Here is a 25,991-nt window from a genome sequence, read left to right on the forward strand (position 1 = left end):
TGCGCATGAGCGACACCCTGTTCGCCAAGATCGTCCGCCGCGAGATCCCCGCCGACATCGTCTACGAGGACGCCGAGGTGCTGGCCTTCCGCGACCTCAACCCGCAGGCGCCGGTGCACGTGCTGTTCATTCCCAAGCGAGCCATCAGCACGCTCGATGCCGCGCGCGGCGAGGACGCGCTGCTGCTGGGCAAACTCACACTGGCCGCGGCGTCCTACGCGCGCGCTCAGGGGTTCTCGGAGCAGGGCTACCGCTGCGTGATCAACTGCAACGCCGACGGTGGCCAGACCGTGTATCACCTGCATCTGCACCTGCTGGCCGGGCGCAGCATGCACTGGCCGCCGGGTTGAGCGTGGCCCGGCCCATGGAGCGCCGCGCATGAATCCCCCGTCGGCAGACAAGCCCGATGGCAAGCTCGCGGCGTCGGCCACGCCACCTGCCGAGTGGGTGCGCATCCTGGCCACGCCGCTGCACCGGCAGCGCTGGTGGTGTTTCGTTTTCGCCGCCTTGCTGCTGGCCTTTGCCGTGTTCAAGCTCTGGCACGGCAGTTGGCTGGACGCCCTGGCGGCGCTGGCCGGTGCGCTGTCGGCGTGGTTTCTGTACCGCGCGGCCTCGGTGCTCAGCGCAGCACACGCCAGCATGCTCCCCGCCGATGCGCAGGCCGGTTTCGCTGCGCTGGCGCGCTATTTCATGCTGGCGGCGATCACCAGTGCGCTGGGCTTGCTACTGCTGGTCGTGACCGTGTTCGAAGCTTTTGCGCAGGTCGCCCATGGTCTCTGAACCCGCAGCGATCGCCGACACCGCGCCCGCGCCGCTGCCCGCCAGCGAGGCCGCGGCGTTCGCGGCCAGCATCGCGCCGCTGGCGCAGGCCACGGGGTGGATGCGCGCCTGCGGTGTGCTCAACGGCGTGCTGGCCGTGCTGCTCGCCATCACCATCATCGGACTGCCGTTCGCCGGCGCCCTGGGCTGGGTGGCGTTTCTGGAGTTTCGTGCCGCGTCGCGGCTCGATGCCGCGCGCCGGCGCCCGGCTGCGCCCGAGGGTCTCGGCCTGGCCACTGCGGCAGTCAACGACATCGCCGTGCACTACATCATCCAGGCGGTGACCACGCTGGTCATGGTGCTGTTGTTCCTGCTGCTCCTGAGCCTGATCGCGCCGCTGCTGGGACATGGATCCTCGATCCAGGATCTGTTGCGCGGCGGCTGATCGATCGCGCCAGCGACTCGATTTCACGGTTACCCCGTCTGCTGGCTGTGCGCAAATCGTGCGAATGCCAGAGAATTGGCAAGTCAGCATGCCGGCTTCGGTGTCGGTCCGGCAGGTTTGCAGCCGCAGTGTTCGCGGGCGCAGCGTCGGTGTGCGCCGGCGCGCATGATCCGCGACGCTTGGCGGATCATGCGCGCCGACCCGTCACACCGCTTCCAGCAGCATGGCGAAGCCCATGCCGGTGCCGATGCACATGGTCACCAGGCCGCGCTTGCCGCCAGTGCGGCGCAGGCCGTGCACGACCGTGGCGGTGAGCTTGGCGCCGGTGGCGCCCAGCGGGTGGCCCAGGGCGATGGCGCCGCCCAGCGGATTGACCCGGGCCGGGTCGAGACCGAGGTCGCGGATCACCGCCAGCGACTGCGCGGCGAAGGCTTCGTTGAGTTCGATCCAGTCCAGATCCTCATGCTTCCAGCCGGCCTGGCGCAGCGCGCGCGGCACCGCTTCCTTGGGGCCGATGCCCATGATTTCCGGCGGCACACCGGCGACGCTGCTGGTGACGTAACGCGCCAGCGGCGTGAGGCCGAATTCCTTGATGGCCTTGTCGCTGGCCAGCAGCACCGCGCCGGCGCCGTCGGACATCTGCGAGCTGTTGCCGGCGGTGACGCTGCCGCCCATGCGGAATACCGCGCGCAGTTTGGCCAGTCCTTCCAGCGTGCTGTCCTTGCGCGGGCCTTCATCGGTGTCGATCAGGCGCGTGTCGGACTGGATGCCACCGCTGGCGAGGTCCGGATAGTGGTCGTCCAGCGTGTAGGGCGCGATCTCGGTCTTGAAATGGCCGGCGCTGATCGCGGCCAGCGCGCGCTGGTGGCTTTGCAGGGCGAAGGCATCCTGGTCCTCGCGGCTGACTTTCCAGCGCGTCGCCACGTTCTCGGCGGTGATGCCCATGCCGTAGGCGATGCCGATGTTGTCGTCCTCGAACACGATCGGATTGATCGCGGGTTTGAAGCCCATCATCGGCACCATGCTCATGCTCTCGGTGCCACCGGCCAGCATCAGCTCGGCCTCGCCGACGCGGATGCGGTCGGCGGCGATGGCCACGGCCTGCGAGCCGGACGAACAGAAGCGGTTGATGGTCATGCCGGGAATGCTGTCGGGCAGGCCGGCCAGCAGCACGCCGATGCGCGCCACGTTCATGCCTTGCTCGGCCTCGGGCATGGCGCAGCCGATCACGGCGTCGCCGATGCGCTGCACGTCGATGCCCGGCGCCTTGGCCAGCACCGCGCGCAGCACGTGCGCCAGTAAATCATCCGGGCGGGTGTTGCGAAACATGCCGCGCGGGGCCTTGCCGACCGGCGTGCGCACGGCGGCGACGATGTAGGCGTCCTGGATTTGCTTGCTCATGGTGGTGTCCTCTTCAATTGCGCAATGGCTTGCCGGTGGTCAGCGTGTGCTGGATGCGCGCCTGGGTCTTGGGCATCTGCGCCAGCGCGACGAAGTGCTTGCGTTCGAGCTTGAGCAGCCAGTTCTCGTCCACCGTCACGCCGCGCTCGATATCGCCACCGCAGAGTGTGTCGGCGATGCGGCCGGCGATCTCGTAGTCGTGCTCGGAGATGAACTTGCCGCTGAACATGTTGATCAGCATCATCCTCAGGCTGGCGGTGCCGACATCGCCGGCCACGATCACCGCGCGCGCGGGCAGGGCCGGGTGCCAGCCGGAGTCGGCCAGTGCCGCCGCCGTGCGCAGCGCCACGTGCAGCACCTCGAAGCTGTTGAACACGACCACGTCGGACTCGCGCAGCAGGCCCATCTGCCTGGCCTCCAGCGCCGAGCCGGACACCTTGGCCATGGCCAAGGTCTCGAAATAACGTTTGACGAAATCGAAGCTGTCGCCGCCGGCGGCTTGCTGCGCGCAGCGCACCGCGATTTCCTTGAGCCCGCCACCGGCCGGCAGCAGGCCCACGCCGGCCTCGACCAGGCCGATGTAGCTTTCCAGTGCGGCCACGGTGCGCGCGCTGTGCATCTGGAACTCGCAGCCGCCGCCCAGCGCCAGACCGCGCACCGCCGCGACCACCGGCACCAGCGCGTACTTGATGCGCATGCTGGTGGCCTGGAAGTTGGCGATCATCGCCTCGAAGGCGTCGATCTTGCCGGCCTGCAGCAGACCCAGCGCGCCCTTGAGATCGGCACCGGCCGAGAACGGTTCGCTGGATTGCCACAGCACCAGCGCCTTGAGCTCGCGCTCGGCGCGGGTGACGGCTTCCTGCACGCCATCGAGCACGGCGTCGTTGACCGTGTGCATCTTGGTCTTGAACGAGACGATGCCGAGGTCATCGCCCAGCGTCCACAGGCGCACGCCGGCGTTTTCCCACAGCGTCTGGCCCTGATCGAAGCGCTCGCCCAGCAACGCGTCGGGATAAATCTGGCGCTGGTATACCGGATGCGTGGAGCGCGCCAGATGGGTGCCGCTCCTGGGCGCGAACGAGCCATCGCTACCATGCACGCCGGTGCGTCCGTCGGTCACCCATGCCGGCAACGGCGCCTTGCTCATGGTCTTGCCGGCGGCGATGTCCGCGTTGATCCAGGCGCTGACCTGCTGCCAGCCCGCGGCCTGCCAGGTCTCGAACGGGCCGAGTTTCCAGCCGTAGCCCCAGCGGATGGCGAAGTCCACGTCGCGCGCGGTCTCGGCGATGTCGGCCAGGTGATACGCGGTGTAATGGAACAGGTCGCGGAACACGGCCCACAGGAACTGCGCCTGCGGCTCCTGGCTGGCGCGCAGCTTGGCGAACCGTTCCGCCGGATCCTTGATGGCGAGGATCGCGGCGAGTGCGTCCGAGGGCTTTTGCTGTGAGGGGCGGTAGTCCTTTCTGGCCAAATCCAGAACCACGATGTCCTTGCCGGCCTTGCGATAAAAACCCGCACCGGTTTTCTGACCCAGTGCGCCTTGCGTGATCAGGGCCTCGAGCCAGGCGGGCGACTTGAAGTAGCCGTGCCAGGGGTCATCGGGCAGGGTGTCGGCCATGGTCTTGATCACGTGCGCCATGGTGTCCAGGCCGACCACGTCGGCGGTGCGATAGGTCGCGCTCTTGGGGCGGCCGATGGCTGGGCCGGTCAGCGCGTCCACGGTATCGAAACCGAGGCCGAATTGTTGCGTGTGGTGCATCGTCGCCAGGATCGAGAACACGCCGATGCGGTTGCCGATGAAGTTGGGCGTGTCCTTGGCGCGCACCACGCCCTTGCCCAGCGCGGTGACCAGGAAACCTTCCAGCGCATCGAGCACGGCGGGATCCGTCGCGCGTTGCGGGATCAGCTCGACCAGGTGCATGTAGCGCGGCGGGTTGAAGAAATGCACGCCGCAGAAGCGTGTGCGCAGGGTTTCCGGCAGCGCCTCGGCCAGCGTGTTGATCGACAGCCCCGAGGTGTTGCTGGCGACGATGGCGTGCGCGGGCAGGGCGGGCGCGATCTTGTGATACAGCTCCAGCTTCCAGTCCATGCGTTCGGCGATCGCTTCGATCACCAGGTCGCAGTCGTGCAGTTGCGCCAGGTGTTCGTCGTAATCGGCAGGAATGATGCCGGCGGCGCGTGATTTCTCGGCCAGCGGCGCGGGCGAGAGCTTGCCCAGATTCTGCACGGCCTTGAGCGCGATGCCGTTCTTGGGATCTTGCCGGGCGGCGAGATCGAACAGCACCACCTCGATGCTGGCGTTGGCGAGATGCGCGGCGATCTGCGCGCCCATCACGCCGGCGCCCAGCACCGCGGCCTTGCGGATGCGCAGGGGGGTTGGGTTCATGGGGATGACTCCTTGAGGTCTTTTGAAAGAATTTTTTGCAAGAATGCGGATGCGACGTGCGTGCGCCGCGACGCGCGGAATGTCGCTCAGGGCGCGCGCAGGCCAGCGGAGGCGAAGCGCAGCAGATGCTCGATGGTGTACTCGCGGTGTGCGGCTTCGCTGGTGCCGGCGCGGCGCTTGATCAGGCCGAAATCGGCCATGGTGTAGGTGAGCGCGCCGGCGACCAGATCCATGCGCCAGTACAACTCTTCCTTGGACAGCCCGGGCAGCTTGCGGTGGAACACCACCGCGAACTCGCGCAGCACGTGGCCGTAGTTGTCGGAGAGGAAGCGGCGCAGGCGTTCGTCGTGCTCGGCGTAGGCGCGCGCCAGCATGCGCATGAACGCGGCGCCGCCATGGCGGTCCAGCGCCAGCTCCAGCGCCGGGCGGATGAAGGCATCCAGCGCATCCTCGAGCGTGGCTTCGGGTGTGGCCTCGACTTTGGCCAGGGCGGCGTGGCGGCGCGCGTTGAGCGCATCCAGACGGCGCCTGAACACGGCCTCGATGAGGTTGTCCTTGGATCCGAAGTGGTAGTTGACCGCGGCCAGATTGACGTTGGCGGCGGCGGTGACCTGACGCAACGACGCACCGGCGAAGCCATGCTGCGCGAACAGCGCCTCGGCGGCGCCGAGAATGCGTTGTTTGGTGGAAAATTGCGAAGCGCTCAAGCCAGTCCCCGAATCAAACGAACGTTTGAAGGATAGGCGTGCCGCGGCGGCGAGGTCAATTACCCGGCTTGCCGCGTTCAGCGCGGGCTCGGACACACCGCGAAATGGCCAGCGGGACTTGCCCGAAAGCTAGAAAAAGTCAACAATTTGTGACTTAAGCCCCTAACCGGGGTGAAAATTCCGGTTAACTTCGGCGCAGCGTGGCTGACGCCGCCCCACCACTTGAGTCAATCGAGGTCGTGTTCATGGCGCTGCAGCGCACATTGTCGATCATCAAACCCGATGCGGTCGCCAAGAATGTCATCGGCGCCATCTACCAGCGCTTCGAGCAGGCCGGTCTGCGCGTGGTTGCCGCGCGCATGCGCCACTTGTCGCGCGCCGAGGCCGAAGGCTTTTACGCGGTGCATCGCGAGCGTCCGTTTTTCAAGGCGCTGGTCGAGTTCATGATCTCCGGCCCGGTGATGATCCAGGTGCTCGAGGGTGAGCATGCGGTGCAGAAGCACCGCGATCTGATGGGCGCCACCGATCCGAAGCAAGCCGCACCGGGCACGATCCGCGCCGACTTCGCCGACAGTATCGATGCCAACGCCGTGCATGGCTCCGATGCGGATGAAACCGCCGCGGTCGAGATCGCGTACTTCTTCGCCGGCACCGATCTGTGCGCGCGTGCATGAGGCGATGAGGTGAATTCGGCGCGCGTCAATCTGCTGGGCTTCGATCGCAACGGGCTGCGCGAGTATTTCGCGCAGCTTGGCGAGAAGCCCTTCCGCGCCGACCAGGTGATGAAGTGGATTTATCACCAGCGCGTCACCGATTTCACGCGCATGACCGACCTTGGCCGCGGCTTGCGCGACAAGCTGCTGGAGGTGGCCGCAGTCACGCCGCCGACGACACTGCTGGATCAGCACAGCAGCGATGGCACGCGCAAGTGGCTGCTGGGCACCGACAGTCGCAACGCGATCGAGGCGGTGTACATCCCCGAGCCCACGCGCGGCACGCTGTGCGTGTCATCGCAGGTGGGCTGCGGACTCAACTGCAGCTTCTGCTCGACCGCGACGCAGGGTTTCAACCGCAACCTTGACGCCAGCGAGATCATCGGCCAGGTATGGGTGGCTGCCGCTGCGCTGGGCAACGTGCCGCACCAGCAGCGCCGCATCACCAACGTGGTGATGATGGGCATGGGCGAGCCGCTGCTGAATTTCGATAACGTGGTGCGCGCCATGGACGTGATGCGCGACGATCTCGGCTTTGGCCTGGCCAGCAAGCGCGTGACGCTCTCCACCGCCGGCCTGGTGCCGATGATCGATCGCCTGGGCGAGGTCAGCGACGTCAGCCTGGCCGTATCGCTGCATGCGCCCAATGACGAATTGCGCACCGAGCTGGTGCCGCTGAATCGCAAGTACCCGATCGCCGAACTGCTCGACGCCTGCGCGCGTTACGCCGCGCGCAAGCCGCGCAGCAGCATCACCTTCGAATACACCATGATGGATGGCGTCAACGATCATCCCGATCATGCGCGCCAGTTGATCAAGCTGATGCGACGCCTGCCGGGCAAGGTCAATCTGATCCCGTTCAATCCGTTTCCCGGCACGCGTTATGCGCGCTCGAAGCCGGAGGTGATCGCCGCGTTCCAGACCATCCTGATGCAGGCCGGGGTGATGACCATGGTGCGGCGCACGCGCGGCGATGACATCGACGCGGCCTGCGGCCAACTGAAAGGCCAGGTGCTCGATCGCACGCGACGTGCGGCCGAGTTTCGCAAGCGTATCGAGGAGGGCGTCACGCATGCGGCTTGAAAATTTCCTGCCGGTACTGTTGGCAGCGGGGTTGCTGGCGCTGGGTGGTTGTGCCAGCACAGGCACCAGCGACAGTCTGCACACAAGTTCCGCGAACAAGGCACTCGAGGCGGCGCAGATCCACACCCAGCTTGGCGAAGCCTACATGCAGCGCGGCGACCTCAAAGGCGCGCTGGCCAAGTTGCAACTGGCGCTCAAGTACGATGACAACTACGTGCCCGCGCACACCGTGTTGGCGGTGCTGTACGAGCGTATCGGCGAGTATGGCAACGCTGAACACCAGTACCGTCGCGTGCTCGATCTGGAGCCCAAGAGCGGCTCGGCCAACAACAATCTCGGTGCATTCCTGTGCCGCACCGGCAAGGTCGAGGAATCGCTGCAGTATTTCACGCGCGCCGCCAAGGATCCGTTCTACCAGACGCCTTACGCGGCCTACACCAACGCCGGGATGTGCCTCATCAAGCTCAACAAGCTGGCCGAGGCCGCGCAGCAGTTCCATGACGCGCTGAGCATCGATCCCAAGTTTCCCGCGGCTTTGTATCAGTCGGCGCGGGTCTGGTATCTGCAGGACAACGCGTTCCGCGCCAGCGCTTATTTGCAGCGTCTGGAATCGCTGGGCCCGGCCGGTCCGGACACGCTCAAGCTGGGCTACGAAATCGAAACCAAGCTGGGCGATACGGTCTCGGCAAAGTCCTATCGCGACCGCCTGATCGAGCAATATCCCGACTCGCCGCAGGCCAAGAGTCTGAGCGCCACCGGGTCGCAGCCATGAGCCAGGCCATGAACCCGCCGACGGTCTTCAATGCCACCGCCAGCGTGGTCGATCCCGTCGAGGCGCTGCGTATTGGCGCCGAACTGGCGGCCGCGCGCCAGCGCTGCGGCCTGAGCCTGGCGCAGTGCGCCGAGCGCCTGTCGATGCCCGGTCAGGTGCTGCGGCGGCTGGAAGCGGGCGCGCTCAGCCCGCTCGACAGCGGCGTGTTCCTGCGCGGCCATCTGCGCGCATACGGCACCTTGCTGGGTATCGACCGCGCCACGCTGGATGAGTACGTGCGTTGCCTCGCACCCGAGGCGCCGCCTGCGCTGCTGGCCAGTGGGCGCATGCCGAACAGCCGCTACGTGGTCGAGCGTTATCTGCACGCGGCCAGCTACATCGTGATCACCGTGGCGCTCATCGCACCCCTGGTGTATTTCGCCATGCACACGGATACCACGCGCGGTAGCGTGCGCCTGCAGGCCATTGATTCCGCTCCGGTGCCGCTGGTGCCGCGTGTGGACGCGGCGCACAGCGCGCGGATGCCGGGCGTGGCGGTGATTCTTCCGCCCGTCGCGCCACCGCCGCAGTCGCAACAGCCGCTGCTGGCCACAATGACGCCGTTCATCTCCCGTGATGCCGAAAGCGCCGCGCCCGCGCCGACGCCAGCGGGTGCGCCCACCCTGGCGCTCACGCTCAACGCGCCGAGCTGGGTCGAGGTCACTGGCGCCGACGGCAAGCGCCTCGAATACGCGCTGCTGCAACCGGGCAGCTACTCCTGGCAGGCCACCACCGCGTTGCAGGTATTGATCGGCAACGCCGCCGCGGCCAGCGTCACGGTCGACGGCAAGCCGTTCGTGCTCGATGACGTCAGTGCCAGCAATGTTGCGCGCTTCAGCATCGGGACGGCTCAGGGCCACGCCTGAGCGCGCTTTTCGGTTATCCTCCCGGCCTTTGCGACGCGCGCCTCTTGCGCGCCCGCGACGACTGGAACAAGGCATGGCACTCGACGTCTACGACGATTACGAACAAGGCGAACGCGTTCGCCAGTGGCTGGCCAACAACTGGGCCTCGATCGCCATCGGCATCGCCCTTGGCCTGGCGCTGATTTTCGGCTGGCAGTGGTGGAAATCGCACCGCGCCGGGCTCGACATGGAAGCCGCGCAGCAATACGACCTGGTCAGTTCCGCCATCGCCAGGGGCGACGTCACGCAAGCCGACGCCGCGACCGCGGTGCTGGCGCGTGATTTCCCCGGCAATGTCTACGCCACCCTGGCGATGAGTCTCAAGGCCGCGCGCGAGGTCAAGACCGGAAACTACCAGGCCGCCGCGAGTTCGCTGCAATGGGCCGCCACGCATGGCCCGGACAAGCCGTTGCAGGGCCTGATGCTGGTGCGTCTGGCGCGCGTGCAACTGGCCCTCAAGCAACCCGCTGCGGCGCTGGCCACGCTGCAAAAAGTCGATACGCATGATTACCGCACCGATGTCGCCCTGTTGCAGGGCGATGCGTATCTGGCGCAGGGCAATCAGGCCGCCGCGCACAGCGCCTATGAACAAGCACTGGCCGGCATGAAGCCCGACGCGCCGCAGCGCGGCCTGCTGCAACTCAAGCTCGACAATCTCGCCATCGCCGGGAAGTGAATTGATGAAACGTGGTCTTATCGTGTTGCTCGCGGCGACCCTCGTGGTCAGCGGTTGCGGGCTGTTCAAAAGCAAGGACAACATCCACCCGCCCAAGCCAGTGCCGAAGTTCACGGCCACGCTGACGGTCATGCGGCTATGGAGCAACAGTATCGGCGACGGCGCCGGGAACAGCGGCGTGCGTCTGCGCCCAGCGATTTCGGACGGCGTGGTCTATGCCGCCAGTACCAACGGCAGTCTGGTCGCGTGGAAGCTGGACAACGGTGCCACCGTGTGGTCCCACTCCAGTGGCAGCGGCTGGCATCCTTTCGGCTGGTTCAAGGGCCGTGAGCACGATCACTTCGCGGGTGGTCCCAGCGTGGCCGACGGCATGCTCTTCGTCGGCACGCAGAAAGGCGGCGTGTATGCCTTCGAGGCCAAGACCGGCAAGGAATTGTGGCGGGCGCAGGCCAGTTCAGAGGTGATCAGCGCCCCGGCCATCGCCGGCGGCAAGGTCTTCGTGCGCAGCAACGATGGCCACGTGTTTGCGTTCGATGAACAGACCGGCAAGCAGTTGTGGCTGTACGACCGTGGCGACGTGCCCGCGCTCAGCCTGCGCGGCAATGGCACGCTGCTGGCGGTCAACGGCGCGGTGTTCTTCGGCAGCGACAATGGCAAGCTGGTCGCGCTGTCGCAGGCCGACGGCAGCACCCTGTGGAGCGTGCCCGTCGCCAGCGGCGAAGGCCGCACCGACATCGAGCGCATTGATGACTCTGATGGCCGACTGGTGTTCGCCGACGGCAAGCTGTTCGTCGACGCCTACCACGGCAACGTGATGGCCGTGGATCCGGCCAACGGCCGCACGCTGTGGAGCCGCCCGCTGTCCGGTTACACCGGTGTCGACGAAGGCGGCGGCAAGGTCATCGCGGTGGACGCCGCCTCCAACATCTGGGCGCTGGATGCCAGCAACGGCGGCGATCTGTGGAAACAGGACAAGCTGGAATGGCGCTGGCTCTCCGCACCCGCGGTGCAGATGGACAAGTACATCGTCATCGGCGATTTGCAGGGCTACGTGTACTGGCTGAATCTGGCCAATGGCGAGCTGGCGGCGAAGGAACAGCCGGCCGGTTCGGCCATCGTCGCGCGGCCGCTGATCGCCGGAGACATCGCCCTGGTCGAGGGCGACGATGGCAGCGTCACCGCCTATCGCGTCTCCGGCGGCTGATGTCACGCGCCCATGCTCCCCGTCGTTGCCCTGGTCGGACGTCCTAACGTCGGCAAATCCACGCTGTTCAACGTGATGACCGGCAGCCGCGATGCTTTAGTCGCGGATCTGCCCGGGGTGACCCGCGATCGCCACTACGGCGTATGCCGGCGTGGCGAGCGTCCGTTCGTGGTGATCGACACCGGCGGTCTCAGCGGCGTCGAAATCGACGACCTCTCGATCGCCGCCGCGCGTCAGGTGCGCCTCGCCATCGCCGAGTCCGCGGCCGTGGTGTTCATGGTCGACGCGCGCGACGGCTTGATGCCGCAGGATCGCAGCATCCTCGACGAGCTGCGCCGCTGCGGCAAGCCGCTCTTGCTGGCGGTGAACAAGACCGATGGCCTGGATGTGGCAACCGCGCTGGCCGAGTTCGCCGCGCTGGGTGCCAGCCACGTATTGCCGATCGCAGCATCGCATTCGCGCGGACTCGATGACCTGCTGCAAGTGCTGGCGGAATGGCTGCCGCCGGATAGCGCTGATGCAGCGGCCGTGGAAGACCCCGATGCCATCCGCGTGGCCATGGTCGGTCGCCCCAACGTCGGCAAGTCCACGCTGGTCAATCGCCTGCTCGGCGAGGAGCGCCTGGTGGTGTCCGAGACCGCCGGCACCACGCGCGATTCGATCCGCGTGCCGCTGGAGCGCGACGGTCAACGCTACGTACTGGTCGACACCGCCGGTGTGCGCCGCCGCGCGCGCGTCGACGACGGTCTGGAAAAGCTTTCCGTCATCAAGACCCTGGGCACGCTGGAGCAGGTCGAAGTCGCGGTACTGCTGCTGGACGCCGGCGAGGGCATCACCGATCAGGATTTGACCTTGATCGGTCACGTGCTCGCGTCCGGGCGCGCGCTGGTGATCGCCGCCAACAAGTGGGACGGCATGGACAGCTACGCGCGCACGCAGTGCAAGAGCGGCCTCGAGCGACGCCTCGATTTCGTGCCCTGGGCGCAGGTGGTGTTCATCTCCGGGCTGCACGGGTCGGGGCTGCGCGAACTGATGCGCGCGGTGCGTCGCGCGCATGCCTCGGCCACCACCGAGCTGGTCGCATCCTCGCTGACGCGCACGCTGGAGCAAGCGGTCACTGCTTACCAGCCACCGCTGGTGCGCGGGCACATGCCCAAGCTGCGCTTTGCCCATCCAGGCGGCCATGCGCCGCCGAGCATCATCATCCACGGTTCGCGCACGGCGCATCTGGCGCCGGCTTACCGCAAGTACCTGGAAAACTTTTTCCGGCGTCGCTACAAGCTGGTGGGCACGCCGGTGCGCATCGATTTCCGCGACGGCGAGAACCCTTTCGCCGGGCGCAAGAACGTGCTCACCGAGAGCCAGTTGCGCAAACGCCAGCGCTTGATTCGCCACTCGCGCGGCAAGCGCTGAGCGCCGCCGCTGCCACGGCTGCCGGCACCATGGGCCAACACGACGATCCTGAAATCTCCGCGTTCGCCGCCGCCGCAGGCGTGGCTGCGGGCGCCGTGCTGCTGGATATCCGCAGCGCTGCCGAACGCGCCGGCGGCATGGCGCAGGGCGCGCAGGGCGTGGATATCGACGCACTGGATGCCTGGTTGGCGCGCGTGGCGCTCACGCAGCCACTGCTGCTGATCTGCGCGGTGGGACAGCGCTCGCTGCGCGCGGCGCAGGCCTTGTGCGCGCGCGGCATCGTGGCGCAATCGGTCCGTGGCGGCATGCAGGCGTGGATCGCGGCCGGCTTGCCGCTGGCGGACGATGATCTCGACGCCGATGCGCGCGAACGTTATGCGCGCCAGTTGCGCCTGCCGGAGGTTGGCGTGCGCGGACAGGCGCGTCTGGCCAGGGCGCGCGTGGCCGTGGTAGGTGCCGGCGGCCTCGGTTCGCCGGCCGCGCTGTATCTGGCCGCCGCCGGTGTCGGCACGCTGAGTCTGATCGATGATGACGTGGTCGAGCGCTCCAATCTGCAGCGTCAGGTGCTGCACAGCGATGCGCGCGTGGGTGCGCCCAAGGTCGCGTCCGCAGCGGCTGCGCTGCAGGCGCTCAATCCGCGCGCGTGCATCGAAACGCATGCCGTGCGCCTGGATATGGACAATGCCGTGCACTTGCTGGCCGGCCATGATCTGCTGATCGATGGCAGCGACAATTTCGCCGCGCGCTATGCGGTCAGCGCCACCAGCCTGCGGCTCGGTCTGCCGATGATTTACGGCGCGGTCGAGCGCTACAGCGGACAGGTCAGTGTGTTCGATCCGCGCCGCGCCGACTCGCCCTGTTATCGCTGCCTGTTTCCGTATCCGCCCGCCGCGGGTGAGGCGCCCAGTTGCACCGAGGCGGGCGTGCTTGGCGTGCTGCCTGGCGTGATCGGTCTGCTGCAGGCCACCGAGGCGCTGAAACTGTTACTGGATCTGGGCACGTCGCTGATCGGTCGTCTGCTGCTGTTCGACGCGCTGGCCATGCGCTTCCGCGAACTGGCCCTGCCGCGCGATGCGCAGTGCCCGGGCTGTGGCGCCGACGCGCAGCCGCTGGATGCGCAGGCGTTGCAGCATCTGTGTCAAGGCTGAGGCAGGGCGCGTCGATTGTTTCTGCATCGAACCTCCACCCGACCCACCCCCAGCCATCGCGCGCAGCGCGCTGTCGTTCGGCCGTGCATGATCTGCCCGCGGCAGGTCATCAACGCATAGCCTTACCCGGGCGGAGTAGGGGCGTTAAAGCCAGCCGTACTTCAACGCGCATCTGCCGCATCGTTGCCGAGACTGATCCACAGCCGCGCCACCGCTCCGGGCGCGTCGCCGCGCGCGCTTAGCGCGACGCCGCCACCATGCGCCTCGGTGATCTGCCGCGCCAGCGCCAGACCGATGCCCGAACCGCCCGGCTTGGTGGTGAAGAACGGCACGAACAGATTGGCGCTGGGCGGCGGGCCTGGGCCGTTGTCGATGATTTCCACCACGGCGCGGTCCGGCTCGCGCCAGGCGCGCGCGCGCACCTCGGCGTGGTCGCTCGGTGCGGCTTCGACGGCATTGCGCAGCAGGTTGATCAGCGCCTGTTCGAGCTGGTCCGCATCGGCCTGCACCGGCAGCGCGGCATCGGCCGCGACGCTGATGGCGGCGGACTCCATGCGCGCCAGCGTGCGCAGCAGCACGGCCAGGTCCAGCGCGCGCCGCTGTGGCGGCGGCAGCCGCGCCAGTTGGCTGTAGCCGGCGAGGAAGCGCGTCAGCGCGGCGGCACGGCGCTCGATCAGCGCCAGACCGTCGCGCAAATCGCCAGCCCAGTCATCCGGCAGCGGTGCGCGCGCGCTCAACGTGCCGAGCGTGCCGGCGATCGAGCGGATCGGCGCCAGCGAATTGTTGACCTCATGCCCGAGCACGCGCAGCAGGCGCTGCCAGGCCTGGCGCTCTTCGTCGCGCAGCACGCGGTCGAGGTCGTTGATCACCAGCAGGCGTCCGCCGCGGCCTTGCTGGCGCAAGCTCGCATGGCGCACCTCGAAGCGTCCGCTGCGCCCCGGAAATGTCCGCGTGATCACGCTGCCGGATACCGCCGCGAACAGATCCTGCACGCCGAGCTCAACATCGCTGCGCCCGAACAGATCCGGCGACTTGCCCTGCAGCAAGTGTTGTCCAGCCGGGTTGACCAGGCTCAGGCGCGCGCCGCCGTCGAACACGAACACCGCGCTGTCCAGCGCGGCCAGGGTCTTGCTGAGCAGATGCGAGGCTTCCTCGAAACGCACGCGCTCGGCCTGCAGCCGCTGCGCTAGTGCGTTGACGTCGTAGATCACCGATCCCAGCGCGCCGCCGGCCACGCCGCGCAGCGTGTAATCGCCCTCGCGCAGCGCTTCCAGCAGGCTGGCCAGCGTGGATAGTGGCCGCGTCACGCGGCGCAGGTGCCAGCGCAGCAGCGCCGCGCTGGCCAGCAGCGCCGTGCCCAGCAGCAACCAACGCGACAGCGGCGGCAGCGGCAGCACGATCAGGACGATCGCGATCAGCAGCAGCGGGCACAGCGTCAGCAGCACGCCGCCCAGCACGTGCCGCTGGTAGCGCGTCAAGCGCGACGCGCGCGCGGGTTCATTCGCTGCCGGTGGCATCGTCGGCATCGCGCAAGCCGTGTTTTTCCATGCGCCGATACAGCGCCTGGCGGGTGATTCCCAGCGCATCTGCGGCGGCCTGCAAGTTGTCCGCATGGCGTTCGAGTGCGCGCCGCACCAGCCAGGCCTCGGCCTGCTCCAGCGTCATCTGCTCGATGGCATCGGTTGCCGCCGCGCCCAGCGTCAGCGCGGCGGCATCGATCACGCCGGCCGGGCACAGCAGCGCCGCGCGCTCCATCACGTGGCGCAGCTCGCGCACGTTGCCCGGCCATGCATACGCCAGCAGCGCGCGCTCGGCATCCGCGGCCAGGTGCATGTCGCCGCGCAGATGACGCTGCATGCTGGCGGCGAGAAATGCGCGCGCCATCGGCACGATGTCCCCAGCACGCTCGCGCAACGGCGGCAGATGCAGTTCGACGGTGTTGAGGCGGTACAGCAGATCCTTGCGGAACAATCCGGCGCTCACCGCCGCGGGCAGATCGGCGTTGGTCGCCGCGATCAGGCGCACGTCCGCATGCTGCGTGCGCGAGGAACCCAGGCGCTCGAACTCGCCATCCTCGAGCACGCGCAGCAGCTTGGCCTGCTGCGCCAGCGGGATATTGCCCACCTCGTCGAGAAACAGCGTGCCGCCGTCGGCCAGCTCGAAGCGGCCGATGCGCTCGCTGCGCGCGTCGGTGTAGGCGCCGCGCACGTGGCCGAACATCTCCGACTCGAACACGCTCTCGGCGATGCCACCCATGTTGACCTTGATGAACGCCTGCGCCGCGCGCGGCGAGCGCGCGTGCAGAAGCTGCGCGATCACGCCCTTGCCGGTGCCGTTCTCGCCCAGCACCAGCACATTGGCGTCGCTGGGCGCGATACGCGCGAGCATGTCCAGCAGCTTGCGCATCGCCGGCGAATCAGCGATGAAGCCGGGCATCGCATCGCCGCGCAGCAGCGCGTTTTCGGCTTCCAGCCGGCGCTGGCGGCGCGCGGCCTCGCCCAGCGCGATCTGCGCGCGCAGCACCGCCAGCAGGCGCGCGTTGTCCCAGGGCTTCTCGATGAAATCGCTGGCGCCGCGGCGCATCGCTTCGACCACCAGCGGCACGCTGCTCCACGCCGTCATCACCACGATCGGCAGCTCCGGCGCCTGCTCGCGCAGCCGCGCCAGCAGCCCCAGGCCTTCGGCGCCCGAAGTCGTGTCGCGGGTGTAATTCAGGTCGATCAGTGCGCAAGCCAACTCGCGGCTGCGCGCGGATTCCAGCGCCGCCGCCGCGCTGTCCGCGCCGATGCTGGCGATGCCCTCGGACTTGAGCAGCAGGCGCAGCGCCGCGCGCACATCGGCCTGATCATCGGCGATCAGCACCGTGGTTTCGCGGGCGCGCGGCGGGCGTGGCGTCATGGCCGCAGTGTAACGGCGACGTCAGTCATTGCTCAGCGCTGCTACCGGCGGCGTGCGCGCCGCACGCAGGGCGGGGGCCAAGCAGGCCAGTACGGCGGCACCGAGCAGCAAGGCCACGAGACTGGAAAGCACCGTGGGGCTGGCAAGGATCGTATCGACTCCAACGGAGACGGCATTGACCTGGACGCCTCCCAGGAGGGTCGTGACACCCCAGCCCAGCAGGAGGCCCGCCACGATGCCGGTACCTGCCTGGATCAAACCGATGCGCAGCACCGCCCAGAACAATCGCGCAGGTGAAGCGCCCAGCGCTGCGCGGACGCCCCATTCGCGCGTACGCGCGGTCGCGCTGGTGCTGACCACGGCAAACAAGCCCAGGCTGGATAAAGCCAGTGCCACGAACGCGATGAAACCGAAAATCAGCGTCAGCATCCGGTTGGGTCCGAAGACTTCATTCACGCGCTCTGCGAATGGGCGCAGATGCAGAAGCGCGAGACCTGGCGCGACTTGTCCAAGCATGCCTTTCAGCTCGCCAAGGTAATTCGACGGCGCTCCGCTGGTACGCGCCAGGATGTGCAGATTCCCATATTGACGCAGCACATCCATCAGTCCATCGGGTACTTGCGCCATGGGTACGTACACGATCGGCGGCGGCGGACTTCCAGGCCCCCAGACATGCACGTCACCAACCTCACCGACGATGCGCAGGCGCTGGGTAGGCAAGCCGACATGATGCAGGATCAGATCGAGGCGATGATCCAAGGCGCCTGTGGTGAAATATTTTTTCTGAAAGCTGGCGTTGACGATGGCCACGGGCTCTGCGCCCGCGCGATCGCCGGCGTTGAAGCCGCGTCCGGCCAGCAGGGGAATCTGCAGTGTCTGGAATGCATCCGGCGTGACGAACTGATACTGAGCCGCGAAAGGCGGCGCTGTTCCGCGCTGGAATTTGAGCGTGACTGCGGATCCCAAGGGTGAGCCATTCATGATCCCGGCCGCCACGATGCCAGGCTGCGCGCGCAGCCGATCGAGCGTGCGCAGGCCCAATGCATCCAGAGAGGACGTATCGGTGTACTGCGACCGTGGCGGGTGAATGGTCGCCGTCAACACGTGAACGTAGGAGAAGCCGAGCGGTGCACGGTTGATGATGATTTCGGACCACGCGAACAAAAACGAGTAGATCAGCAGAAACGTCGCCAGGGTGGCCTGCAGCATCACCAACGTCTTGCTGAGCCGTCCCGACGCGACGGTCTGCCCGCCGCGTCCGCCGGTGACAAGTTCGCGCACCGCATGCGGACTTCGTGCACGCCACAGTCCCACGCCGGCGGCAAGGAACGTCACCAATACGCTGGCCATCGCGCAGTAGGCCACGGCCACTGGCTGGATCGACACGTGGGTAATGAAGCCGAACCACTCGGGTCGCATCACGTTTGCGTTGGCCCATCTCAGGCATAACGCCGCGACGGCCAGCCCGAGCGCCGTGCCCAGAATACTGATCAGTATGGCCTCGGCCACGATCGGCAGCACGGTGCGCAAGGACGATGCCCCAAGGGCAGCACGGATCGCCTGCGCGTGGCCGTGGGCGAGAGCGCGCTGCAGCATCAGGTTGGCGATGTTCACTCCTGCCAGAGCCAGCAGTAACAGGTTGCACCGCAGAATGAATACCAAAATTTCGGCATAGCCAGCCACCATGTTGGAGGACAGCGGCGTGGCCGAGGCATGCGGATGTCGCGCCAGGCTCTCGCCATGGGCCGGCAACCAACTCTGCAATCGCGCATCGATCTGCGCGCTGGCGTTGCTCAAGCTGACGCCGGGTTTCAATCGACCCAGCACCACCAGGTAGCTATTGAGGCGCTGTGCGGTCTCAAGCGCTGCCGGAAGCATCAGCGCGAAGGGCTCGGGCATGCGAAACCGCGCCGGCAGAACGCCGACGATCGTGGCTGGCGCGCCGTCGATCAGCAAAGTGCGGCCCAGCACGTCGTGCAGGCCCGCGTAATGACTCTGCCAGAAACCGTAGGTCAGGATCACCGCGCGTGGGCCGTGCGCCGAGGTTTCGGCTGCCGTGAAATTGCGCCCCAGTGCCATGCGCACGCCCAGCGTGGAGAGATAGTGCCGGCTGACTGAAAGCGCGTTCACCATGACCGGCGCATCCGTGGTGGCCACGTTGACCTCGGTGCCCCAACTCAGGCTGTACCCGGTCGATTGCAGCGCCGACACATCGCGCAGCATGGGATACCAGCGCGCCGGCAGCTCGGAGAAATGTCCGGCGCCATCCGCCGGACCAATCACCACCAGTTGTCTGGCCTGCGGATAGGGCAGCGGTGCCAGCACCAGCGTATTCACCAGCGCGAACATCGCCACTGACAGCCCCAGGCCCAGCGCCAGCGTCAGCCCCGCCAGCAGCACGAAGCCGGGCCGCCGCAGGCTGGCGCGCCAGGATTGCCAGAGTTCCCTGAAGATCACGCCTGGATTCATGGCTGCATCTCTCCGTTGGTGGTGAACATCGCAACCCGATCAGCCCGCGCTTTCATTGAGGCTCACTGTCAGCGGTGTCCTCGCGGCGCGCAGGGCGGGGGCGAGGCAGGCCAAGGTGCCGGCCAGAGAAAGCACGGCGCAGGTTGTCAGCAATGCCAGCGGATCGAGTACGTTCAAGCCAAAAAGGTAGGCACGCAGCACACCGGAAACGGCCCAGGCGATGCCAAGGCCGAGCACGAGCCCCCCGCATACTTGCAGCAGGCCAGTGCGCAGTACCGTCATCATCAGGTCTTGAGGTGTGGCGCCCATGGCGGCACGCACGCCGAATTCGCGCCGTCGCGCGGCAGTGGCAACCGCCATGACCGAATACAGACCGACGCTGGCGAGCCCGAGCGCCAGCGCCGCAACAATGGTCGCGAGCAGCATGAGCAGGCGCGTCGGCGCCAGCGCCGCAGCGACACTGGTGCCGAGTGGCTCCAGGTTGGCCAGCGCCAGACCGGGCGCAATCTCATGCACGGCCGCGCGCACGGCGCTCTCGTAGCTGCGCGGATTGCCGTGCACGCGCAGCATGAAATTCAGCGGCACGAACTGGCGCAGCTTGGCCATCAGCGCAGCGGGCACCTGCTTGATGGGCACATAGACGATGGCTGGTGCCGGTTGCTGTGGACCGAACTGGCGGATATCGCCCACGATGCCGGTGACAGTAAAATGTTCGATTGGCACGCCGATGCTGCTGAGGTTGATCGTGAGGATCTGGCCGAGCGCGTTGCCCGACAGATGGCGCCGCTGGAATGCCGCGCTGACAACCGCAACGGGCGCCGTGCCACGGCGATCAGCGACACCGATACCGCGGCCACGCAGCAAGGGAATGCCCAGGGTCGCAAACAGATCAGGGCTCACGAATCGGTACTGGGCAGAAATTTCCTGGCCACTGGGCAACAGTATGGGCAGATTCATCTGGGATTGAATTGGCGGGTTGCTGGTCAGCGCGGCGCGTTGCACGCCCGGAATTTCGCGCAGGCGATGCAGCAGTTCGCTGGACAGTCGCGACAACGCCGGGTAGTCCCGCGGCGGCGGTGCCACGGCGAACGTCAGCACGTGCGTGGGATCAAAGCCAAGATCGACCCGCGTCAATTTCAGCAGGCTGTGCGCGAACAGTGCCGCGATCAGCACTAGGCTCGCCGCCAGCGCTGCTTGTGCAATCACCAGCACGCGGCTCAAACGACCGGCGCTGATGCTCAAGCCGCTGCGTCCGCCAGACACCAGTTCCTGCGGCGCGGCGCTGGCACGCACGCGCCACATACGCAGCAAGGCAGCAAGACTGGCCACCAACAATGCGGCGATCAGGGCAAAGGCGACCAAACGCGTGTTCAAACCGATATGGCGCACGGTGCCAAACCAATCTTGGTGCATCAGCTCGCTATTGAGCCAGTGCATGCCCGCCACGGCGACCAGCAGTCCGAGCGCCACGCCGGCCATCGCCACCAGCAGAGTTTCCGCCAGCGCCGGCAGCACCAGACGCAGGCCATGCGCGCCAAGCGCGGCACGCACCGAACTGGGATGGCTTTGCGCTGCGGCGCGCAGCAGCATCAGGTTGGAGACATTGCCGCCCGCGATCAGCAGGACGCAGCCGGCGCAGGTAAACACCATCCACAGCAATGACCGATAGCCATAATCCAGATTCGCGGCAAGTGTTGTCGCCGCAAAGTGCGCGCGCAGGGCGCGTAGATCGCCGCTGGCGCGTGCGTAGTTCTGCATCCGCGTTTGGATTTGTGCGCTGGCGGCACCCAGCGTGGTGTCAGGCGCCAGACGTCCGATGACGGTCAGGTTGGTGCCGGGGTCGGTGCTGTGCGGCGCGAGTTGCAGCGGCAGCAGCAGGTCGACCTGCGCCGGCCAGCGGAACGAGGTTGGCAATACGCCCACCACGGCATGTGGCTGACCATCGACCATCAGTGTCCGGCCGATGACTGCAGCACTGCCCCCGAACTGCCGCAACCAGAAGCCGTGGCTCAAGATCACCGCTGGTGATGCGTGCGGGCTGTCTTCACTGCGCGTGAAGTTGCGCCCTAGCGCCATGGTGACGCCCAGAGTGGCCAGAAATCCCTGGTCGACCGGTTGCGCCGCCACCATCACCGGCTGGCCGGAGCCCGCCACATTCACGTAGCGACCGCCATATGCAGCACCCACCGAAGCAAGGCCGGGCGGTTTGCCCAGGTGCTGATACCAGATTGGCGACATGTCTCCGGATACGCCGGCTGCATAGCTCGGGCCGATCTGTACCAGCCGGCTGGGGTCAGGATACGGCAGCGGTTTCAGCATCACGGAGTAAAGCAGTGCGAAACCCGCCACGCAGGCGCCCACCCCAAGCGCCAGCGTCAGCCCCGCCAGCAGCACGAAGCCCGGCCGGCGCAAGCTGGCGCGCCAGGATTGCCAGAGTTCCCTGAAGATCACGCTTGGATTCATGGCTGCATCTCTCCGTTGGTGGCGAACATCGCAACCCGATCAACCCGCGCTGTCATTGAGGCTCACCGTTGGGGATGTGCGCGCGGCGCGCAGGGCGGGGCCGAGCGTGGCCAGAAATCCGGTGGCGAGCAGCACCAGCCAGGTCAGCAGCATCGCGGAGGGGTCGAAGCCCCTGAGTCCGAGCAGGAACGCGTGCGCGGCCATGCCCAGCAACACGGCGATCACGCTGCCGACCACCAGGCCGATGGCCAGCGGGCGCAGACCGGCGCGCAGGATCAGGGCGAACAGCGCGCGTGGTGACGCACCCAGCGCGGCGCGGACGCCGAACTCGCGGGTGCGCGCGTTGACGCTGACGCGCATCACCGCGTACAGGCCCATGCCCGCCAGCAGCAAAGCCAGCAGCCCGGCCGTCGCGATGACGTCGGACAGCAGGCCCAGAAAGGCCAGCATCCCGGATACTTGCGCGCTGGGCGGCAGCAGTTTGGCGACGGCCAGCGCAGGCGCCGTCTGCTGGACCTTGGCGCGCACGCTGGCAAGACTCGGCGTAGCGCCTGGGTGCATGCGCAGCAGAAAATGCAGCCCATTGCTGTAAACCGGCGCGCTGCGCGGATCCATGGGCAGTGGCACGAACACCACCGGGTTCGCGGCCTGGCCAGGCGCGTGGGCGTTCGCGGTCACGCCGACGATGCGCAACGACTCGGGTGCGCCTTTCTTGGGCGTGGTGCCGAGCAACTGGCCCAGCGCCGCATCGTGCAGGTAGCGCTTGGCGAAGGCGGCATTGACCAGGGCCACCGCGGCGCCGTCATGGAAATCGGCGTGGTCGAACGGACGGCCGCGCAGCAAGCCGAGGCGCACGGACTGCAGGTAGTCGCGGCTGATCGCACGCGTGGCGACCGTGGCCGCATGTCCATCCGGCAATTTGAATGCGTAGTCGTCGGTATCGTCATGCAGCGCCAGGTCGCTGGCGGCGTCGGTATCGACGCCCGGGATCGAACGCAGCGTGGCGGTGATCCGCGCGGCCAGCATGGCCAGGCTTTGTCGATCCGGGTACAGCTGACGTGGCGGTAGCACGTGAAAGCTGTACACATGGCGCGTGTCGTAACCCGTGTTGGCATGAGCGCTGCGGTAAGCGGCTTGCGCGAGCAACATCGAGATACCGACCAGACTGGTGGCGAGCACCGCCTGCACCACGACCAGCACCCGGCTGAGCCGCGATGCACGCGCGTCCTGGCCACCGTGCAGGCCTTGCGTGGATGCGACCGATGCGCCCAGCGCACGCGCGCGTCGCGCGCCGGTGATCGCGCCGATGCTGGTGATCAGCAGCGCGATGAGGATGGCGAACACGACCATGCTGCCGGTCAGCGCGACGTGGCTTGCGCCCATGAAGCCGATGCTCGCGACATGCTCGGCCAGGGCGTGCAGCAGCAGGTCGCTCGCCAGCAATCCCGCAGAGCAGCCGATGAGGACGATCAGCAAACCATCGGACAGTGCCGTCAGCAGCAGGCGCCAGGCGGAAGCCCCCATCGCCGCGCGGATCGCCAGCTGATGTCGATGTTGCTGCGCGCGCAGCAACATCAGGTTGACCACGTTGCTGCCGGTCAGCAGCAGCAGGGCCGTGGTCATTAGACCCAGCAACATTCCAACCCCACCCGCACTGGGGCGCATGGAATGCTGCAGTGGTTCTGCGACGAAGGGATGCTTTTCAAAGTGATGTTTGCCTTGCGCCGTGAAAAACAGACGCATGCGCAGCGCGGCTTCCGCGCCGAGCTGCCGGAAGCTGGTGTGGGCATCGAGGCGCGCGATCGCGGTCAGATCGGTGTCGCGCGTCAGGCCCGGTGCGGCGCGCAGGGGCAGCAGCAGTTGGATGCGGGCAAAACTCAATTCCGGAAATGACTTGGGTAGAACCCCGACGATGCGCGTGACCTGACCATTGATGCTCAGGTTCTTGCCGATGACCTCATGGCTACCGCCGAAGTGCTGCAGCCAGAAGCCGTGGCTGATGATGACCACGCGTGGCCCATGCGGGTCATCCTCGGCGGTGGTGAAGTAGCGACCCAGGGCCATCGGCATGGCCAGCGTGGCCAGATAGCCGCGATCCACGCGCTGTGCATACACCAGCAGCGGAATGCGGCCGACACTCACATTGACTTGGCTGAAAAAAGTGCTCGCGCCGATCGAGGCGATGCCGGGCAGGCTGCGCAGTTGCTCGTACTGTTTCAGCGAGATGGAGGTGTAATGCCCAGGCGCGTGGCTTGGGCCGATATAGGCAAGGCGATCCGGTTGCGGCGCCGCGAGTCGTGCCTGACTCGCCGTCGAGGAGATAAACACGTCCAGCAGCGGCGCACACAGCGCCGCCCCCAAGGCCAGCGCCAGCCCGGTGAGCAGCACGAAGCCCGGCCGCCGCAGGCTGGCGCGCCAGGATTGCCAGAGTTCGCGCAGCAGCACCCCCGCTTTCATGGCTGCGTGCCCGGGTCGAGATCGACCATGGCCTCGAGGCGTGCTTCGTCCTCGCGGGTGAGGCGCTGGAAGCTGTCTTCATCGACGATGCGGCCATCGAACAGGCGCACGCTGCGCTGCGCCGACGCGGCGTAGCGCGCGTCGTGGGTGACCATGCAGATGGTCGAGCCCTTGCGGTGCAGCTCGGTGAGCAGTTGCATCACCGCGTCGCCGTTGCGCGAGTCGAGGTTGCCGGTGGGCTCATCGGCCAGCAGGATCGCAGGCTGGCCGACCAGCGCGCGCGCCACCGCCACGCGCTGCTGCTGGCCGCCGGAAAGCTGCGAAGGGTAGTGGCGCAGGCGGTGCGCCATGCCGACTTGCTCCAGCGCTTCCTGCACGCGGCGGCGGCGCTCGGCGCGGCCGATGCCGCTGCGGTAGGTCAGCGGCAGCTCGACGTTTTCCTCGACGGTGAGATCGCCGATCAGGTTGAATGCCTGGAAGATGAAACCGATCTCGGCGTTGCGCAGGCGCGCGCGCTGGCGCAGGCCCAGCGTGGCCACGGCGTGGCCGTTGAGTTCGTAGCTGCCGGCGCTGGGCGCATCGAGCAGGCCGAGGATCGACAGCAAGGTGGTCTTGCCACAACCGGACGGCCCGGTGATGCACACGAACTCGCCCTTGCGGATGTCCAGGTGCACGTCGCTGAGCGCGTGCGTTTCCACTTCGTCGGTCTGAAATACCTTGCGTACATCGGCCAGCGTGATCACGGATGCGGCGGCAGTCATGGCGTACTCCGGTGGCGTGGGAAAGCGGCGGGTCATTCGATGCGGATGCGGTTGTACTTGTCCCAGATGCTGGTGTCGGACAGGATCACCTTGTCGCCTGCGGCGAGGCCCTTGATGATTTGCACGCGGTCGATGGATGCCGCGCCCAGGCGCACCGGCACGCGCGTGGCGGTGTCGCTGCCCGGGTCGAGACGGAACAGCGAGATCGTGGCGTCGGACTGCCCCAGCGCCGGGCGCCCCACCCACAGCACGTTGCGCAGGCGCATCACGCGGATGCGGCCCTCGACCGACAGATCGGGCCGCGCGCCGGGCGGCAGCTTGCCGCGCAGATCGACCTCGATGCGCACGCTGCCCTCGTGCACGGCGGGGTCGATGCGCGTCACCGTGCCGTCGATCAGGCCATCGTGCGTGTCCACGCTCACCGGCATGTCCAGCGCGACATCCTTGGCCTGCACCTCGGGCACCTGCAGGCGCGCCATCAGGCTGCGCGTATCCGCCACGCGCGCCAGGTTGGCACCGGCGGCGACCTGCTGGCCTTCCTGCACCGGGATTTCCTGCACCACGCCGGCGAGGCCGGCGCGCACCGTGAGCGCGGCGACTTGGCGCTGGCGCAGCGCCAGATTGCTGCGCTGCTGCTGCAACGCCGCCTGCACCGCGGCGAGCTGCGCGCGGATGTTGCCGCCGAACACGGCGACGCGCTGCTGCTCGATCTGCTCGCGGTAGCCGAGCTGTTTCAGCGCGATGAGGCTCTGCTTGTACTGCACCATCGGGATGATGCCCTTGGCCGCCACCGTGGCATCGGCGTCCACCTTGATCTTGGCCGAAGCATAGGCCGCGCGCGCGGCGGCCAGCGCGGCGCGCTCATCCAGCAACTGCGATTGCAGCGATGTGCGCTTGGCGGCCAGGTCGGCCTCGGCCTCGGCGACGCCGGCCTGCGCGCTGCTCAGGCGGTCCTGCACTTCGGGGTTGCTCAGGCGCATCAACACCGTGTCGGGTGTCACCGTGGCGCCGGGGCGCACCAGGATGTGATCGACCTCGGCGCCCGACGCGGCGGCGATCCAGCGGCTGAGCCTGGGCACCAGCACGCCATCGGCGCGCACGTGGATGGTCAGCTCGCCGCGCTGCACCGTGCCGATCCACAGGTTGGCGCGCCGTGCCGTGGGCAGCGCCGGGCCTAGGCGCGCGATGCCGATGGCCAGCGCGGCGATGACGATCACGCTGGCACTGCCACCCAGCCACAGGCGGCGGCGCTTCTGTCTTTTCAGCGCAAGATTCTGGAAATCCATGCCCTG

21 protein-coding genes are annotated in these 25,991 nt (G+C 67.3%); 11 read left to right on the forward strand and 10 right to left on the reverse strand.

The window, feature by feature from the left end:
- Positions 1 to 5 precede the first annotated feature (5 nt).
- From Mschef_RS08695 to Mschef_RS08705, 3 genes are read left to right on the forward strand one after another with little or no spacing between them, the layout of a single operon-like run.
- A complete protein-coding gene (locus tag Mschef_RS08695) occupies positions 6 to 350 on the forward strand; it encodes a histidine triad nucleotide-binding protein (RefSeq protein WP_081127557.1) in 345 nt (114 codons plus the stop codon).
- A gap of 28 nt (positions 351 to 378) precedes the next feature.
- A complete protein-coding gene (locus Mschef_RS08700) occupies positions 379 to 780 on the forward strand; it encodes a hypothetical protein (protein WP_081127560.1) in 402 nt (133 codons plus the stop codon).
- Complete coding sequence (locus Mschef_RS08705) at positions 770 to 1,204, forward strand: DUF5362 family protein (protein WP_081127563.1); 435 nt, start codon at positions 770 to 772, stop codon at positions 1,202 to 1,204. Before Mschef_RS08700 ends, Mschef_RS08705 begins: the two co-directional genes overlap by 11 nt.
- A 204-nt stretch (positions 1,205 to 1,408) precedes the next feature.
- Here the strand turns inward: Mschef_RS08705 and Mschef_RS08710 are convergent, their stop codons facing one another.
- The 3 genes from Mschef_RS08710 to Mschef_RS08720 all read right to left on the reverse strand — a co-directional run bounded on the left by Mschef_RS08710 (position 1,409) and on the right by Mschef_RS08720 (position 5,698).
- Positions 1,409 to 2,605 carry an acetyl-CoA C-acyltransferase gene (locus Mschef_RS08710; protein ID WP_081127566.1) on the reverse strand — a complete coding sequence of 399 codons (1,197 nt, stop codon included), beginning with the start codon at positions 2,603 to 2,605 and terminating at the stop codon, positions 1,409 to 1,411.
- A gap of 13 nt (positions 2,606 to 2,618) precedes the next feature.
- Positions 2,619 to 4,991, reverse strand: a complete 2,373-nt coding sequence (locus Mschef_RS08715; protein WP_081127569.1) for a 3-hydroxyacyl-CoA dehydrogenase/enoyl-CoA hydratase family protein — start codon at positions 4,989 to 4,991, stop codon at positions 2,619 to 2,621.
- Between the two features lie 86 nt (positions 4,992 to 5,077).
- Positions 5,078 to 5,698 carry a TetR/AcrR family transcriptional regulator gene (locus Mschef_RS08720; RefSeq protein ID WP_081127572.1) on the reverse strand — a complete coding sequence of 207 codons (621 nt, stop codon included), beginning with the start codon at positions 5,696 to 5,698 and terminating at the stop codon, positions 5,078 to 5,080.
- A 245-nt stretch (positions 5,699 to 5,943) separates the two neighbouring features.
- On the opposite strand from Mschef_RS08720, the gene ndk reads away from it, so the two are divergent.
- From ndk to moeB, 8 genes are all read left to right on the forward strand, one after another.
- A complete protein-coding gene (gene ndk, locus Mschef_RS08725; protein WP_081127574.1) occupies positions 5,944 to 6,372 on the forward strand; it encodes a nucleoside-diphosphate kinase in 429 nt (142 codons plus the stop codon).
- Between the two features lie 9 nt (positions 6,373 to 6,381).
- Positions 6,382 to 7,494 (forward strand): dual-specificity RNA methyltransferase RlmN, encoded by a 1,113-nt coding sequence (gene rlmN / locus Mschef_RS08730; RefSeq protein ID WP_081127577.1) that lies wholly within the window; start codon positions 6,382 to 6,384, stop codon positions 7,492 to 7,494.
- Positions 7,484 to 8,266: a type IV pilus biogenesis/stability protein PilW gene (gene pilW / locus Mschef_RS08735; protein WP_081127580.1), complete on the forward strand. Its 783-nt coding sequence runs from the start codon at positions 7,484 to 7,486 to the stop codon at positions 8,264 to 8,266. Before rlmN ends, pilW begins: the two co-directional genes overlap by 11 nt.
- Before the next feature lie 8 nt (positions 8,267 to 8,274).
- Positions 8,275 to 9,171, forward strand: a complete 897-nt coding sequence (locus tag Mschef_RS08740) for a helix-turn-helix domain-containing protein (protein ID WP_168708909.1) — start codon at positions 8,275 to 8,277, stop codon at positions 9,169 to 9,171.
- A 73-nt stretch (positions 9,172 to 9,244) separates the two neighbouring features.
- The gene (locus Mschef_RS08745; protein ID WP_168708910.1) at positions 9,245 to 9,886 is read left to right on the forward strand and encodes a YfgM family protein; all 642 of its coding nucleotides are present in this window, start codon (positions 9,245 to 9,247) and stop codon (positions 9,884 to 9,886) included.
- 4 nt (positions 9,887 to 9,890) lie between these two features.
- Entirely contained in the window at positions 9,891 to 11,090 is a 1,200-nt protein-coding gene (gene bamB, locus Mschef_RS08750; protein ID WP_242426503.1) for an outer membrane protein assembly factor BamB, read from the forward strand.
- A gap of 12 nt (positions 11,091 to 11,102) precedes the next feature.
- Entirely contained in the window at positions 11,103 to 12,503 is a 1,401-nt protein-coding gene (der, locus tag Mschef_RS08755; protein WP_081127590.1) for a ribosome biogenesis GTPase Der, read from the forward strand.
- Positions 12,504 to 12,532: 29 nt separating this feature from the next.
- Positions 12,533 to 13,651: a molybdopterin-synthase adenylyltransferase MoeB gene (gene moeB / locus Mschef_RS08760; protein WP_081127593.1), complete on the forward strand. Its 1,119-nt coding sequence runs from the start codon at positions 12,533 to 12,535 to the stop codon at positions 13,649 to 13,651.
- 161 nt (positions 13,652 to 13,812) lie between these two features.
- Here the strand turns inward: moeB and Mschef_RS08765 are convergent, their stop codons facing one another.
- Genes Mschef_RS08765 through Mschef_RS08795 form a run of 7 tightly spaced genes read right to left on the reverse strand, consistent with a single transcriptional unit; the run spans position 13,813 to position 25,985 of the window.
- Entirely contained in the window at positions 13,813 to 15,177 is a 1,365-nt protein-coding gene (locus tag Mschef_RS08765; RefSeq protein ID WP_242426504.1) for a sensor histidine kinase, read from the reverse strand.
- Positions 15,149 to 16,549 carry a sigma-54-dependent transcriptional regulator gene (locus Mschef_RS08770; RefSeq protein WP_081127596.1) on the reverse strand — a complete coding sequence of 467 codons (1,401 nt, stop codon included), beginning with the start codon at positions 16,547 to 16,549 and terminating at the stop codon, positions 15,149 to 15,151. Before Mschef_RS08770 ends, Mschef_RS08765 begins: the two co-directional genes overlap by 29 nt.
- Before the next feature lie 21 nt (positions 16,550 to 16,570).
- Positions 16,571 to 19,018, reverse strand: coding sequence for an ABC transporter permease (locus Mschef_RS08775; protein WP_081127599.1), 2,448 nt, complete (start codon positions 19,016 to 19,018; stop codon positions 16,571 to 16,573).
- A gap of 39 nt (positions 19,019 to 19,057) precedes the next feature.
- Entirely contained in the window at positions 19,058 to 21,481 is a 2,424-nt protein-coding gene (locus tag Mschef_RS08780) for an ADOP family duplicated permease (protein ID WP_081127602.1), read from the reverse strand.
- Positions 21,482 to 21,520: 39 nt separating this feature from the next.
- On the reverse strand, positions 21,521 to 23,938 hold the full coding sequence (locus tag Mschef_RS08785; protein ID WP_081127605.1) for an ABC transporter permease: 2,418 nt from the start codon (positions 23,936 to 23,938) through the stop codon (positions 21,521 to 21,523).
- A complete protein-coding gene (locus Mschef_RS08790; RefSeq protein WP_081127608.1) occupies positions 23,935 to 24,699 on the reverse strand; it encodes an ABC transporter ATP-binding protein in 765 nt (254 codons plus the stop codon). The genes Mschef_RS08785 and Mschef_RS08790 overlap by 4 nt, the downstream gene beginning before the upstream one ends.
- 32 nt (positions 24,700 to 24,731) lie before the next feature.
- On the reverse strand, positions 24,732 to 25,985 hold the full coding sequence (locus Mschef_RS08795; RefSeq protein WP_081127611.1) for an efflux RND transporter periplasmic adaptor subunit: 1,254 nt from the start codon (positions 25,983 to 25,985) through the stop codon (positions 24,732 to 24,734).
- Between the last annotated feature and the right edge of the window lie 6 nt (positions 25,986 to 25,991).

This window comes from Metallibacterium scheffleri (assembly GCF_002077135.1).
Taxonomy (GTDB): domain Bacteria; phylum Pseudomonadota; class Gammaproteobacteria; order Xanthomonadales; family Rhodanobacteraceae; genus Metallibacterium; species Metallibacterium scheffleri.